Consider the following 14,463-nt stretch of genomic DNA (forward strand, 5'->3'; position numbering starts at 1 on the left):
CGCGTACCGGACTCCAGGGCGCGGTACAGCGAATCGGTGCGCCGGCACTGCTCGCGGCCGGTGCTCCTCCGCACCCGCCCTCGGCAGCACGCCGGCGGCACCCGTTCGAGTCGGACCTCCCGTTGGGGGAGGTCCTCACCGGCGCAGTTCCGCGAGCGCCAGCGCCGGGGTGGAGAGCACCTGCTCCAGCTGACCCGCCAGCCGGTCGGCCACCGGCGCGAGGTCGCTGTCCTCGGAGATCTCGGAGATCAGCTCGATTCCACCGTCGTGCTCCTCGACGGTCAGGACCGCGGGCCACGGCTGGGACTCGCGTGGCACCACCATCGGCGTGGTGGCGGCGCCGAACAACGCCGTGGGGCCTTGGCGCTCGTAGTTGAAACCGATGAGGCCGGCCGGCAGCCGGCGGTACTGCCTGTGCTGAAGCACGCGGTACAGGCCGGAGGTGCGCTCCGCGCTGTCCAGGACCTGCGCCTGGACCGCTTTCGCCACGCCGGTCAGCGTGCTGTCGCCGGCGAGTTCCATGATCACGGGCAGCAAGTCGACGCAGAAACCCATCAGCGGCTTGGTGGTGTGGCGGGGCTGACCGGTCTGGTGGGCGAGCACGACGGCTCGCTCGGCGCCGGTGAGCAGCGACGTCGCGACCGCCAGCGCCGCCAGGGCCGCGTTGTGCATCGTGCAACCGGCCGAGCGGGCCAGTTCGCGCAGGCCCGCGAGACTGCCCGCCGGTAGGGAGTCGGTCCGCGTGACGGGCTTCCAGGGGCCCGCGCCGTCGATCAGCTTCGCCGAGTTCCAGACCGCGTCGAGCCGGGGCCGCCAGAACGCGTCGTTCGCCTCGAACCGCGCGTCCTCGTCGGCGCGCTTCGTCCGCGCGTAGTCGAGGAAGCTCGCCGGTGCGGGCAGGGGCTCACCCCGGTAGCAAGCTGACAGCTCCGACCACAGCACGCCGAACGACCAGCCGTCGACGACCGAGTGCGGCGCGGTCGCCTGCACGAACGCGGTGCCGCCGGTCTGCACGAGGTGGAACCGGAACAGCGGGGGTGTGGCCATGTCCACGGCCCGCCGTGCGAACCGGTGCAGCAGCGCCTCGACGTCGCCCGGCAGGGCGTCGTCCAGGGTGCTGACGGTGAGCTTCGGGACGGCGTGCGCGGCGCAGTGCTGGGAACCGCCGTCCTCGTCGAAACCGGTCCGCAGCACCTCGTGCCGCTGGGCGACCTGCTCGACGGCGTGCCGCAGCCTCTCCGGATCCAGGACGGCGTCGACGCGCAGCACCTCCGACTCCTGGTAGGACTCGCCCAGCTCACCGCCGAGCTCGATGGCGAGCCACAGCAGCTTCTGGCCGTCGGTCAGCGGAGCCTCACCGGTGGCCGGGAGCTGTGCGGGCACCGGCGCGCTCGCGGCACGGGTCTTCACCTCGTCCCACAGGCCGCGCGAGGCGACCTCCGCCGCCGTGTCGGCCACGGCCGCCACGACCTCCTCGCAGTCCTGCTCGGTGTGCGCGGCGCTGAGGAAGCAGGTGCGGCCCTCCCACACGTAGACGCCGCGGTTGAGGAGGCCGACGAAGAACATGTCCTCCGACAGCGGCGAGCCGTCGACGGTGATGCGGAAGAGCGAGGAGAAGTGCTCGACCCGGATCGGGTACCCGTTGGCCGCCGCGTGAGCGTTGATCTTCCCGGCCAGGCCGGCGGTCCGGCCGGTCAGCTCGTTCTGCAGCCGTGGCGACACCTTCTTGAAGTGCCGCACCATCTCCTGCGCCACCACCATGGTGAGCGGGTGCTTGCTGAACGTGCCGGCGAACACCATGCTCGGCCGTTGCGGGAAGCCGACGTCCCCCTCCCGCCAGCGCCCGCCGTCGATGGGTGCCATGAACTCGGCGTCGCCCGCGATGACCCCGATGGGCAGGCCACCGCCGATGACCTTGCCATAGGTCCTGAGGTCGGGACGGATGCCGAAGAGCGCGGCCGCTCCGCCTAGATGGCACCGGAAACCGGTGATGATCTCGTCGAAGATCAGGGCGGCGCCGTGCGCCGTGGTGAGCTCGCGGAGGCGGTGCAGCAGCTCGACGGGCTGGTAGCCGGGACGCCTGCTCTGGACCGGCTCGACCAGCACCGCGGCCAGCCGGTCGCCGCAGGACTCCAGCACGGGCAGCGCGGACTCGTCGTAGGGCAGCACGATGACGTCCTGGGCCATCGCGGCCGGCGTACCGCGGCCGAGCGGTGTCGCCTCGCCCTGCTCGCCGCCCGCCCGGGGCGCGACCAGCACACCGTCGAACGTGCCGTGGTACGACCCGGCGAACAGCGCGATGACGTCCCTTCGGGTCTTCGCCCGCGCCGCGCGCACGGCGCCCATGACCGCCTCGGTCCCGGACGAGGTGAAGGCGACCCGGTCGACGCCGGCCAGCGACGCGATGCCGCGCGCGACATCACCCGCGGTGGAGGACTGCGGGCCGAGCAGCATCTCGGCGGGCTCGAACCCGCGCAGGGCCGCCGTGAGCGGCTCCGACGCGTGCCCCAGCAGGTTGACGCCGAAGCCCATGCAGAGGTCGAGGAACTCCTGGCCGTCGACGTCGACGAAGCGGGAGCCCTCGCCGCGCGCGCCGACCACCGGGTAGCTCACGTCGCGGCGTCCCTTGCGGGAGACGATCAGGTTGCGCTGGTCCGCCAGGGCGAACCGGTCCTCCTCGGTGATCCGCTTCGACAACGGGCTGCGCCTCGCCCAGTCGGCCTCCGCCCGGAACGCTTCCGCGATGCCGGGGGAGGGCTCCTGCTCCCGTTGCGGCGCGGGCGGAACCGGGGCGGCGACGGGAGCGGGCCCCGGTACCGGGGCGGGTGTCCGCGGTGGTGCGGACACCGGCCCCGGTGCCGGATCCGCGGCGGCGGGCACCGGCAGGTCGCTCGGCGTGACCACGCCCTTGAGGTGGTCGCCCAGCTTGCCGCACGAGTCGAGGTCGAAGAAGAGCTGGCGCACGTCGATGTCGGTGCGGAACTCCGCCGACAGGGCGTCCGCGAGCTGGATCAGCAGGAACGAGTCGTAGCCGAGCTCGATGAACGTGGCGTCGGGCCGCACCGCGTGGGGCGCGCCACCGACCAGCTTCGCGACGATCCGCCGGACCGCGTCGTCGATCCTCGCGGCGTCCACCCGCGGCAGAACCGGCGTCGCCGGGGACTGTGCTCCTACCTGCATGGGTGGCTGCTCCTCGCGGGCACGTCGTTCGAACGCGTAGGTGGGCGCGTGGACGACCGGCGCGGGCACGTCCGCGGCCGGGATCTCGTGGCCGGCCGACCACGCCGTGGCCAGCAGCCGTGCCTGTGAGGACGCGTCGAATCCCGTCTGCCCGCCAGAGGTCATGGCCACCGCGTCGGTGCCGAACACCTCCTCGACGAACGGGGTGACGCCCTTGCCGGAGTCCAGGACGTAGGCGACGGCCGCACCGTCCGCGCGGAGGCGGCTCACCGCGTCGCCGAATCGGACGGTCCTGACCAGGTGACTCGCCCAGAAGGCGGGATCGCGGGCCGTGTCGTCGTCCACCCAGCCGCCCGTCGTGGGCGACATGAGCCGAAGGCTCGGCGGCCTGAGGTCGAGCTGGGACCAGGCTCGGGTCAGCTCCGCGACGCGGTCCGCTAGCACCGCGCCGTGGAACGGATGCGCGACCGGCACCCGGACGCTCGCGATGCCGTCGGCGCGGAGCCGGGCGGCGACCGCGTCGAGCGCGGCCGTCTCACCGCTGAGCATGCAGTCCCGCCCGCCGGGCACGATCGCGAGCGACACACCGTCGCCGAGGTAGGGGGTGGCGGCCTCCTCGGTGAGCCGGACCCGGATCATCCCGCCGGGCGTGGCGTTCGCCAGGATCCCGGCGCGCTCGGTCAGGACGGCGGCGGCCTCGGTCAGGGTCAGCACGCCCGCGATCACGCCCGCGGCGACCTCGCCGAGGCTGAACCCGCACAGCGACCCCGGCCGCAGGCCCGCGGCGAGCAGCGACCTCGCGACCGCGACGGACCGGACGAGCACCGCGAGCTCGGCGTGCCGCGGCGCGGACTCGACGCCGGAACCGCCGGTGAGCAGGCCGCGCACCACCGGCCGGTCCTCAGTGGACAGGCAGTGCAGCGCCTCGGAGAACAGGTCCCCGAACCCGTCGATCCCGGCCACGGCGGCCGTCAGATCACCCAGCTGCCCCGCCTGGCCCGGAAGTACGAGGACGCTGTCGTGGTCCTTCTTCGCGAGCCGGCTCCCGGTGCGCCAGGTGGTGACACCGCCGGCTCCCCTGGTGACGACCACGGCCTCCCGGTGGGGCAGGACGCGGCGGCCCGTTCGCAACGTGCGGGCCAGGCCGTGCAGGCGGTGGGGGTTCGCCACGGCGAACTCCTCGACGCGGTTCGCGGTGAGCTCGGTGCTGAGGCCCGACGCGGCGGTGACCGGCAGGACGCAGACACCTTCGCGCGGTTCGTCGGTGGTCGCGGCGACCGGCGCCTGTTCGAGCACGACGTGCGCGTTGGTGCCGCCGACACCCATCGAGCTCACCCCGGCCAGCCGCGGCCTGCCGTCGTCCTGCCAGCCGCTGCTCTTGTCCGGGACGAAGAGCCTGTCGCTCTTCGGCTTTATCCCCGGGTTCAGCTCCACGAAGTTCGCGACCGGGGGGATCCGCCCGCGGCTCACGACCAGCACGGCCTTGATGAGACCGGCGACGCCCGCCGCGGCGCCGAGGTGGCCGACGTTCGCCTTGGTCGCCCCGATCCCGCAGCGTGCGCCGTCCGCTCCGAGGGCGCGTTCGATGGCCGCCCACTCGACGACGTCGCCGACCGCGGTCGCGGTGCCGTGCGCCTCGAGGTAGCCGATGTCGCGCTTGTCCACGCCCGCGGCGGCCAGCGCCGCGGTGATGACCTGGCTCTGCTGGTTCACGCTCGGTGCCGTGAACCCGATCTTGCGGTTGCCGTCGTTGTTGATCGCGCTGCCGCGGATGACGGCGTGCACGGCGTCCCCGTCGGCGAGCGCCCTGTCCAGGCGCTTGACCACCACCGCGCCCGCACCGCTCGCGGTGAGCGTGCCGTTGGCGGCTTTGTCGAACGGCCGGCAACGGCCGTCCGCGGACCAGATGCTGCCCTGCTGGTGGTAATAGCCGACCCGGTGGGGCCTCTCGACGTTCACCCCGCCCGCCACGGCCATGTCGGCCTCACCGGAGAGCACGCTCTGGCAGGCGAGGTGCACGGCGACGAGCGAGCTGGAACACGCGGTCTGCACTGTGACGCACGGCCCGCGGAGGTCGAACGGGTAGGCGATCCGGGTGGCCAGGAAGTCGTTGTCCAGCAACGCCGTCCAGTTGAGCGCCTCGGACGACTTCAGCGGCCTCGCGGTGTCGCCGTACCGCTCGTCACCGACGCGCTCCACGACCGAGATCGGTGACGCGCACCCGCCGGCGGCGAACAGCCCGATGGCCCCGGGGTACCGCAGCGGGTCGCAGCCGGCGTCCTCCAGCGCTTCGAGGACGACCTCCATCAGCACGCGGTGGTTGAGGTTGATCCCCTCGGCCTCGCCGGCGCTGAGCCCGAACGCGGCGTTGTCGAACTCGTCGTACGCGTCCAGCGGTGCGGCCACGGGCACGTAACCGTTCCGGACCGCCGGGTCCAGGCTGATGCCCTCCCGCCGCAGGTCGTCCTCCCCGACCTCCACCATGCCGGTCGACCCCGCTTCGACGTTGACCCACAGCGACTCGTAGTCGTTCGCGCCGGGCACCCGGCACGCCATGCCCACGATGGCCAGCGGCGTCCGCATCCCCGTCACCGCGCTTCCAGCCGGGAGCAGAAGTCGCGCAGTCGCGGGTGGTCGAACAGCAGCCGCAGGGACGCGGTGTCCGAGACGGTCCTGCGCACCAGCGCGACGGCCTGGCTCGCCAGCATCGAGTGGCCACCGAGGCCGAAGAAGTCGTCGTGCGGCGCGACGGCTGGCACGTCGAGCACCTCGCACCAGACCGCGGCGACCGCTTCCTCCATCGGCGTGAGCGGACCGGCCGGCTCCACCGCGGGAGACACGGCGACGGCGGAAGGCGCGCCACCCGCCTGGGCGGGCACGACGTGGGCCAAGACCTCTTCCAGGCCGAGGGAGTCCATCGCCGTGTCCGGCTGCTCCAGCAGCATCGCCAGGATCTCCTGGTACGCGGCGCAGTAGCCGCGTGCGGTCTCGCGCGTGTAGGCGCGGAGCGCGAACTCCCAGTCGACGGCGATGCCGGTGTGGTCGATGTAGCAGGTCACGGCGAGCTCGAACGGACCCTCCACAATGGGCGGTGCCTGCTCGAACAGCCGTCCCTCGCCCAAGGACAGGCCACCGTTGGCACCCGCGGCGAACATCGTCCGCATCAGCTCGGTGCCGCGTTCGTGACCGGCGCCGTGCAGATCGGCCATCATGCGGCTGAACGGCAGGTCCTGGTGGTCGATGGCGTCCATGAGGTCCAAGGCCACCTCTTCGAGCACCTCGGCGAAGGAAGCGCGGAGGTCGATCCGGGACCGGACCACGATCGCGTTCGCGAGCATCCCCACGGTGCGCGAGAACTTCGACGTGTGACCGCTCGTGGCCGTTCCGACCGCCACGTCACCGTCAGCGGTGGCAGCGGCGATCATGACCTGCATCGCGCACAGCAGAACGGAGAACGGCGTCGTCCCGGCGCCGCGTGCGTAGGCCGTCACCGCGTCGGCGAGCGCGTCGCCGAGCGTGGTGGGCACCGTGCAGGTGTCCAGCGCACCCCCGGTGGCAGGGGCGGTGCCGGGCAGCACGCTGCCGGTCGCTCCGGCGAGCCGTTCCCGCCAGAACGCCGACTCCTCCTCGAACGCGCCGTCGGCGAGCGCGGCGAGCTGCCGGCGCACCAGGGCGCCGTACCCCGGTGCGGCCGGCTCCAGAGCGGGCGGGGAGCTCCTGCGCGCCGACCGGTACAGCTCGCCGAACTCGTGCAGGAGGATGGCCATCGACGTGCCGTCGCACGCGATGTGGTGGGCGACCAGGACGAGCGTGGTCCGGTTGCCGGACACCGGGATGGCGGTGAGCCTGATCGGCGGTCCGGCGGCGAGGTCGAACGGCAGGTTCGCCGCGGTGGTGACGGCCGCGTCGAGCCGTTCGTCCCGCAGCGGTGCCGGCAGCCCGCGCAGGTCCACCAGGTCGATCTTGACGGGGTCCGGGTCGCGGTCGATGACCTGCACGACACCGGACTCCGTTTCGTGGAACGTCGTGCGCAGGGCCTCGTGCCGGCGGATCGTCTCGTTGAACGCGAACTCGGCGGCCCCGGCGTCGAAGTCGCCGTCGAAGTGGAAGACCTCCGGCATGCTGTAGGCCGGGCTCGCCGGGTTCAGCCGCCAGAAGAGCCAGATGCCCTCCTGCAGCGGACCGATCGGCAGCGTGTCCGTGGTACCGGTCGTCACCGCACGTCTCCGATCAGGTCGCGCAGGCCCTGGACGGTGCGGGCCTGGAAGAACGCGCGCAGCCGCACCTTGACCCCGAAGTCCTCGCGAACCCTGGCGAGGACGTCGATCGCGTCGAGGGAGCCGCCGCCGAGCCCGAAGAAGTCGTCCGCGAGCGTGCAGGGGACACCCAGCGTCTTGCGCACGATCTCGACGAGGTGCCGTTCGACGTCGTCGAGGGCGAGGTCGTCGGGCTGGTCGTCGGCCGGCCTCTCCGGGACGGGCAGCGCGGCCCGGTCGACCTTGCCGCTGGTGGTCAGGGGGAGCGCGGCGAGCGGCACCCAGCACGCCGGGATCATGGCGTCGGGCAGCGTCCGGGCCAGGTGCCCGCGCAGCTCCGGCGGAGCCGGTGCCCGGCCGGCCGCGGGGACGACGTAGCCGACGAGGCGGCCGTCGCGGACCGCGGCCGCGGCGGCGTGCACGTCCGGGTGCTCGAGCAGGGTCGCCTCCACCTCGCCGAGCTCGATCCGGACGCCGTTGATCTTGACCTGGTGGTCGAGCCGGCCCAGGTACGCCACCCGGCCGTCCGGCAGGAGGCGGGCGAGGTCGCCGGTGCGGTAGAGCCGCTCGCCCGGCGTCACCCCGAACGGGTTGGGCACGAACCGCTCGGCGGTCAGCGCCGGCCGGTGCAGGTAGCCGCGGGCGAGCTGGACCCCGGCGAGCACCAGCTCACCGGGCTCGCCGACCGGCACCTCGCGCAGGTCGTCGTCGACGACGTGGACGCGGGTGTTCGCGATGGGCCTGCCGATGGTGACCGGTTCGCCCGGACGGCACCGGATCGCGGTGACGTCGACGGACGCCTCGGTCGGCCCGTAGAGGTTGTGCAGCTCGCAGCCGACGAGCTCGGCGAACCGCGTGACGAGGTCGTCCCCCAGGGCCTCGCCACTGCACAGGACGCGCCGCAACGGCAGCGGTGGCGGCGGATCGGCCAGGAAGATCCGCAGCATCGACGGCACGAAGTGCGCCGTCGTGATCCCCTGCCCGGCCATCACCTCGACCAGGTAGTCGGGATCGCGATGACCGCCGGGCCGCGCCATCACCAGGGTCGCGCCCGCCGACAGCGTCCAGAAGAACTCCCACACCGACACGTCGAACCCGAACGGCGTCTTCTGCAGCACCCGGTCCGCCGGGGTGAGGCGGTACTCGGCCTGCATCCACCTGAGCCGGTTGACGATGCCGCGGTGCTCGACCACGACGCCCTTGGGGCGGCCGGTCGACCCCGACGTGTAGATCACGTAAGCCGCGTTCCCCGGTCCCGCCACCGCCTCCAGCGGCTCGTCGGGTCCGTCGAGGTCCGTCAGCATCCCCGGCGTCACCACCACGTCCGCGCCCGCGTCCTCGGCCATGAAGCGGATCCGGTCCGCCGGGAGCTCCGGGTCCAGCGGCAGGTACGCCCCGCCCGCCTTGAGGACTCCCAGCAGCGCGACGACCATCTCCAGGCCGCGTTCGAGCCGGACGCCCACCACGGACTCGGCGCCCACGCCCAGTGCCCGCAGCCGGTGGGCCGCCCTGGTGGACAGCACCTCGAGCTCGGCGTAGGTCACCCCGGTCCCGCCGGACACCACCGCCACGTCTCCCGTGGCCGCGCCTTCCGCCACCAGGTCCACCAGCGTCCCGCCGGCGAACGACGTCTCGGTCTCGTTCCACCGCGCCAGCTTCATCCCGCTCCCCCCGCGAGTACGTCCGGCAATTCCGAGCGCTCGTCCGTCACGCGTCCAGAGAATTCACGTGAGAGGTCAATTTCGCCACGGTCGGATGCTCCAGCAACATCAACACGTCCGTGTCGATGCCGAGTTTCTCGTTGAGCTGGTTGATGAGCTCCAGCAACAGCATCGAATTTCCGCCGAGGTCGAAGAAGTTCGTGTCGGCGTCTGCTTCCGGAATCCCGATCACGTCGGCCCAGATCCGGGAAACCTCCAGCTCCTGCAACGGCATGGTCGGCATCCTCACATGTGCGCACCCCAGGTGACCCCCTTTCGGCCAAGTTACGCAAGGGTTCTGGACAGCACAAGCGATCAGTCCTCGCGGCTGCCCCGGCGCTCGAGAAAAATGCTCGGAACTGCTGTTCAACTGTGCGGTGCGCTGTTCAACTGCGGAAGTTTCCGAGGCATGCGGTGAAAGCATTGATGAAAGCCTTGACACTATTGCCGCGACCTTGGTACTGACAACCTATGACTGTGCCCGTATTCGTCCGCGCGGAGCGGCACCGGTTCGCGCCGGACATCCTCGCGGAGGTTCGTGCCGCGTCGCGTCTCGACAACTGGCACGGGCCCGTCGAAGTGCTCGACCACTGGTTCTGGATCACGGCCTGGTGCACGGCGTCGGTGCTGGCGTTCCGGCACCTGTCGCTGTGGGCGGCCATCCCGATCTACGTCCTCGCGGTCTTCTTCATCGGCGGCCGCCAGCGGGGCATCGCCGGGATGCTGCACATGGCCACCCACCGCGCGTTCATGACGAACCACCGGGTCGGCAGCGTCCTCGGAGCCGTCTTCGGCGGGTACCCGGTGCTGCAGAGCTACACCGGGTACCGCGCCTCGCACCTGGGCGAGCACCACGGCAGGCTGGGCGACCCGGAGCGCGACCCGGACTACAAGCAGTACCAGGACAACGCGATCTGCGGCGACAACCTCGGCCGGGACGCGCTGCGCCGCTACCTCTACAAGGTCGTGAGCCCGGCGGAGACCGCCTCGTACATCCTCTACCTGCTGCGGCACCGGGTCGTGACCAAGGAGGAGGCGCCGGCGGAGCGGTGGCTGCGCGTCGTCCTGCTCGTGGGGGTGCTGGCGTGGGCGGTGCTCGGCGGCTGGTGGATGTGGTTGCTGCTGCTCTGGTTCGTCCCCCTGGTCACCACGCAGGTGTGGATCGGCGCGATCTCCGAGCTGATGGAGCACTTCCCGCTGATCGAGAACGCGCCGAAGGTCGACATCTACCAGTCCTGGAACCGGGTGTACGGCCTGCCGACCCGGTTCCTGCTGGGGGAGAAGGACGGCGAGGGCTTCCACCTGGTGCACCACCTGTTCCCGCGGACACCGATGTGGCGGCTGCGCGAGGTCGACGCGATCCTGGGACGGGACCCGGCGTACGCGGCCCTGCCCCGGCTGAGCGGCGTGCTCGGCGGGATGGGGCAGATCTACAAGTCGTTGCCCCCCACCGCCCACCGGACTTCCGGAGGGTGAGCGCCCGGGAACCGGTGCCCGCGTCGGTCGGGCAGGAGGCGCTGTGGTTCGTCGACCAGCTCGACCGGAGCTCGGCGCGGTACCCGGCCCGGTATTCGATGGTGTTCGCCTTCCGCTACCGCGGGGACCTGGTCGTGCCCGCCCTGGAGCGAGCGCTGAACCAGGTGGTGGCGCGGCACGGGGCGCTGCGCACGACCTTCGCGGAACCGGACGGGAGGTTGCTGCAGACCGTCGCGGACGACCTGGTCGTGCGACTGGTCGCCGAGGACGTGCCCGAGCGGGCGTTGCGGGAGCGGCTGACCCTGGAGGAGGAACGCGGTTTCGACCTGGAGCGGGGACCGCTGTTCAGGGCCGTGCTGCTGCGGCAGGCCGAGCGCGACCACGTGCTCGTGCTGGCCGTGCACCACGCCGTTTTCGACGGCCGTTCGCTCGACGTCCTGATGGACGAGCTGCGCGAGTTCTACGCGGCCGAGGTCGGCGGGCGAGCAGCGGCGGTGGCGCCCTCGCCCGCCCAGTACGCCGACTTCGCCGCGGAGGAGCGGGAGTGGCTGGAGACGGCCGGCTCCCGGGAGCAGCTCGACTTCTGGCGCCGGACGCTGAAGGGAGCCGGGCCGCTGCACCTGCCGCGCCGCCGGCGAGAGGCGCCGGTGTCCCCGGCTGCCGGCGCCACGGTCGCGTTCGAGGTTGGCGAGGAGGTCACCGCCGCTCTGCGGGACCTGTCGACCGCGGAGCGGGTCACGCCGTTCATGTTCCTGCACGCGGTGTTCCACCTGGTGCTCGCGCGCGCGAGCGGGCAGCGGGAGACCGTCGTGGGCAGCCCGATGTCGAACCGGCACGAGGTCGGGTCGCAGAACGCCATCGGCTACTTCGTGAACATGGTGGCGCTGCGGGTCGACTCGGCGGGCGACCGCCGCTTCCGGGACCTGCTGCGGCGGGTGCGGGGCGTCGCGCTGGACGCCTACGAGAACCAGGACTACCCGTTCGCGCGCCTGGTGGCCCACCTGGAGGCGGCACGTGACGGGCGCCCGTCGGACCTGTTCGACACGGTCCTCTCCTTCGAGCACGGCTCAGCGGACCCGGCCGGGTGGCCGGGGCTCGACGTCGCCTCCGTGAGCATCGAGGAGGCGTCGGCCAAGTTCGACGTCCAAGTCTCGGTCGTGTGGGCGCAGGAGCGCCTCGAAGGCGCGATCACGTTCCGCACCGCGCTGTTCGACCGGCCGGCGGTCGAGTCGCTCGCCGAGCACTTCGTGACGGTGCTGACCAGGGTCGTCGCCGATCCGGACGTGCGGCTGGCCGCGCTGCTGCCGGCCCCGCGGGAGGCTGCCGCACGGCCCGTGGTCCGGGTGGCGCCGGCCCGGCGGGGCCCGGCGCGGCCGCCGCGCACCGCGAGGGAGGAGGTCCTGTGCGGGTTGTTCGCCGAGGTGCTGGGCGCCCGGTCCGTCGGGGTCGACGACGGGTTCTTCGACCTGGGCGGCCACTCGCTGCTGGCCGGACGGCTGGCGTCGCGGGTGCGGTCGGCGCTCGGCGTGGAGATGGCCGTCCAGTGGTTGTTCGAGTCGCCGACGCCCGCCGGGCTGGCCGGTCGGCTGGACGACCCGGCGCCGGACTCGCTCGCGGCGCTGCTGCCGCTGCGGGCCGGGGGAGACCTCGACCCCGTCTTCTTCCTGCCGCCGATCGGCGGGCTGAGCTGGAGCTACGCGAGGTTCCTCCCGCACATCCCGAGGGGGCACCCGGTGTACGGCCTGCAGGCCACCGGGTTCGCCGGGGACGACCGGCCGGGGTCGTTCGGCGAGCTGGCCGAGACCTACCTCGGCCTGATCAGGGCGGTGTGCCCGGACGGCCGGTGTTCGGTGATGGGGTGGTCGTTCGGCGGCGTGGTGGCGCACGAGATCGCCGTGCGGCTGGCGGAGTCCGGCGGCGAGGTCCGGAACCTCGTGCTGTTCGACTCCGTCCCGGCGGTGCGGCGGGAAGTGGCCGACGAGGTGCCGGAGGACTGGCTGGAGGACATCAGGGAGTCGATCCGGGGATCGGGCGGCGCCGCGTCCGGCGAGCTGACGGACGCGGTGTTCCACGACCTGTCGGACATCGCGACCCACAGCCTTCGTCTCGTGTGGAGTCACCGCTCGCGGGTGTTCGGCGGCCGCGCGGTGAGCTTCGAGACCGACGACTCCCGCGCGGAACGCGACGCGGCCGGCGTCGCCTGGGCAGATCTCGTCACCGGCGGCGTCGAGACGCACCGGTTGCTCTGCACGCACGAGGAAGTCATGAACGCCGCGGTGGTCCGGCGAACGGGTCCCGTCGTCGCCGCAGCCATGAGGGGGAACCGATGACGAAGACGCTGCACTCCTGGTTCACCGACAGCGTCCGCCGCGCCCCGGACGACATCGCGCTGGTCGTCGCCGGGCGCCGGGTGAGCTACGCCGGCCTGGACGCCGTCTCGCGCGCGCTGGCCGCCCGCGTGAGCGCCGCGGCCGGGCCGGGGCCTGCCAGGGTGGGGCTGCTCGCCTCCGGCAGCGTCGCCGCCTACGCGGGCTACCTCGGCGTGATCCGCGGCGGCGGGGTCGTCGTCCCGATGAACGTCGAGTACCCGGCCGCCAAGAACCGGCAGATCGTCGAGGTCGCCGGTCTGGACGCCGTGCTGGCCGACGCCGGCAGGGACACCTCCTGCGCCGGCGAGGTTCCGGTGATCACCGTCGGCGAGGACGACGTGGACGAGGCCCTGCGGTCCGCTCCGGCCGCCGATGACGCCGCCGATCCGGAAGCGGTCGCGTACGTCCTGTTCACCTCCGGCTCCACCGGCGTGCCCAAGGGCGTGCCGATCCGGCACCGGAACCTGGACGCCTTCCTGCGCCACCACCTCGCGCGGTACCGGGTGGGACCCGGCAGCCTGCTCTCGCAGACCTTCGGCCTGACCTTCGACCCGTCCGTCTTCGACATGTTCGTCGCCTGGGGCGGCGGCGCGACGCTGGTGGTGCCCTCCCGCGCCGAACTGCTCGACCCCGTCGGCTTCGTGAACGACCACGCCCTGACGCACTGGTACTCCGTGCCCTCGATCATCTCCTGGGTGCGCAACGCCGGCGGCCTCACTCCCGGCAGCCTGCCCACGTTGCGCTACAGCCTCTTCGCGGGCGAACAGCTGACGCTGGACCAGGCGCGGGCCTGGGCGGACGCCGCACCGCACAGCACGGTGGAGAACCTGTACGGGCCGACGGAGCTCTCCATCACGGTGACGGAGTACCGCCTCCCGGCCGATCGGGCCGAGTGGCCGCGCACCGCCAACGGCACGGTCCCCATCGGCCGCGTCTACCCGCACCTCGACCACCGCGTCGACCAGGAGACCGGCGAGCTCCAGGTCCGCGGCCCCCAGCGCTTCGACGGCTACCTCGACCCGGCGGACAACGAGGGCCGCTTCGCCGAGCCCGAGTCGGACACCGGCCCGAACCCGAGCACGAAGGCGTGGTACCGGACCGGGGACCGGGTGGCGGTGCAGGACGGCGAGATCGTGCACCTCGGCCGGCTCGACCACCAGGTCAAGATCATGGGCAGGCGCCTCGAGCTGGGCGACGTCGAAGCCGCGATCCGCCAGCACGGCGACCTCGACGACGTGGTGGTCGTCGCCGCACCCGGCCCCGGCGGCGACCTCCGGCTCACCGCCGTCTACAGCGGCACCCGGGACGCGCCCGCCGAGCTCCGCACCAGACTGCGTCCCCACCTGCCCACGCACATGCTGCCGGCGCGATTCGTCCAGCTCGACGCGTTGCCGCTCAACGCGAACGGCAAGGTGGACCGCAAGGCGTGCGGTCTGCTCTGAACACCGGACCGGGCATCGGTGCCGGCGCGGGATGGCGCTG

General features: G+C 72.5%; 7 protein-coding genes. 3 read left to right on the top strand and 4 right to left on the bottom strand.

Annotation, left to right across the window (positions count from 1 at the left end; all coding sequences use genetic code 11):
* Positions 1–135 precede the first annotated feature (135 nt).
* The 4 genes from BMW88_RS17310 to BMW88_RS41905 are packed head-to-tail and all read right to left on the bottom strand — an operon-like array spanning position 136 to position 9,371.
* Positions 136–5,763: a type I polyketide synthase gene (locus BMW88_RS17310; protein WP_143116113.1), complete on the bottom strand. Its 5,628-nt coding sequence runs from the start codon at positions 5,761–5,763 to the stop codon at positions 136–138.
* Between the two features lie 5 nt (positions 5,764–5,768).
* Positions 5,769–7,397 carry a condensation domain-containing protein gene (locus tag BMW88_RS17315; protein ID WP_089951821.1) on the bottom strand — a complete coding sequence of 543 codons (1,629 nt, stop codon included), beginning with the start codon at positions 7,395–7,397 and terminating at the stop codon, positions 5,769–5,771.
* On the bottom strand, positions 7,394–9,097 hold the full coding sequence (locus tag BMW88_RS17320) for an amino acid adenylation domain-containing protein (RefSeq protein WP_089951822.1): 1,704 nt from the start codon (positions 9,095–9,097) through the stop codon (positions 7,394–7,396). The genes BMW88_RS17315 and BMW88_RS17320 overlap by 4 nt, the downstream gene beginning before the upstream one ends.
* 46 nt (positions 9,098–9,143) lie before the next feature.
* On the bottom strand, positions 9,144–9,371 hold the full coding sequence (locus BMW88_RS41905; protein WP_177221156.1) for an acyl carrier protein: 228 nt from the start codon (positions 9,369–9,371) through the stop codon (positions 9,144–9,146).
* A 236-nt stretch (positions 9,372–9,607) separates the two neighbouring features.
* Between BMW88_RS41905 and BMW88_RS17330 the strand changes: the two genes are divergently transcribed.
* Genes BMW88_RS17330 through BMW88_RS17340 form a run of 3 tightly spaced genes read left to right on the top strand, consistent with a single transcriptional unit; the run spans position 9,608 to position 14,423 of the window.
* On the top strand, positions 9,608–10,612 hold the full coding sequence (locus BMW88_RS17330; protein WP_089951825.1) for a fatty acid desaturase: 1,005 nt from the start codon (positions 9,608–9,610) through the stop codon (positions 10,610–10,612).
* Positions 10,609–12,942 (top strand): condensation domain-containing protein, encoded by a 2,334-nt coding sequence (locus BMW88_RS17335; RefSeq protein ID WP_177221157.1) that lies wholly within the window; start codon positions 10,609–10,611, stop codon positions 12,940–12,942. The genes BMW88_RS17330 and BMW88_RS17335 overlap by 4 nt, the downstream gene beginning before the upstream one ends.
* Positions 12,939–14,423, top strand: coding sequence for an AMP-binding protein (locus BMW88_RS17340; protein ID WP_089951828.1), 1,485 nt, complete (start codon positions 12,939–12,941; stop codon positions 14,421–14,423). The genes BMW88_RS17335 and BMW88_RS17340 overlap by 4 nt, the downstream gene beginning before the upstream one ends.
* Positions 14,424–14,463: the final 40 nt, after the last annotated feature.

This window comes from Lentzea xinjiangensis (assembly GCF_900110955.1).
GTDB lineage: Bacteria > Actinomycetota > Actinomycetes > Mycobacteriales > Pseudonocardiaceae > Lentzea > Lentzea xinjiangensis.

Excerpts from the sequence above, each read along its gene's own strand:
- BMW88_RS17310 (WP_143116113.1), bottom strand. The coding sequence starts at position 5,763 with ATGCGGACGCCGCTGGCCATCGTGGGCATGGCGTGCCGGGTGCCCGGC.
- BMW88_RS17320 (WP_089951822.1), bottom strand. The coding sequence starts at position 9,097 with ATGAAGCTGGCGCGGTGGAACGAGACCGAGACGTCGTTCGCCGGCGGG.
- BMW88_RS41905 (WP_177221156.1), bottom strand. The coding sequence starts at position 9,371 with ATGCCGTTGCAGGAGCTGGAGGTTTCCCGGATCTGGGCCGACGTGATC.
- BMW88_RS17330 (WP_089951825.1), top strand. The coding sequence starts at position 9,608 with ATGACTGTGCCCGTATTCGTCCGCGCGGAGCGGCACCGGTTCGCGCCG.
- BMW88_RS17340 (WP_089951828.1), top strand. The coding sequence starts at position 12,939 with ATGACGAAGACGCTGCACTCCTGGTTCACCGACAGCGTCCGCCGCGCC.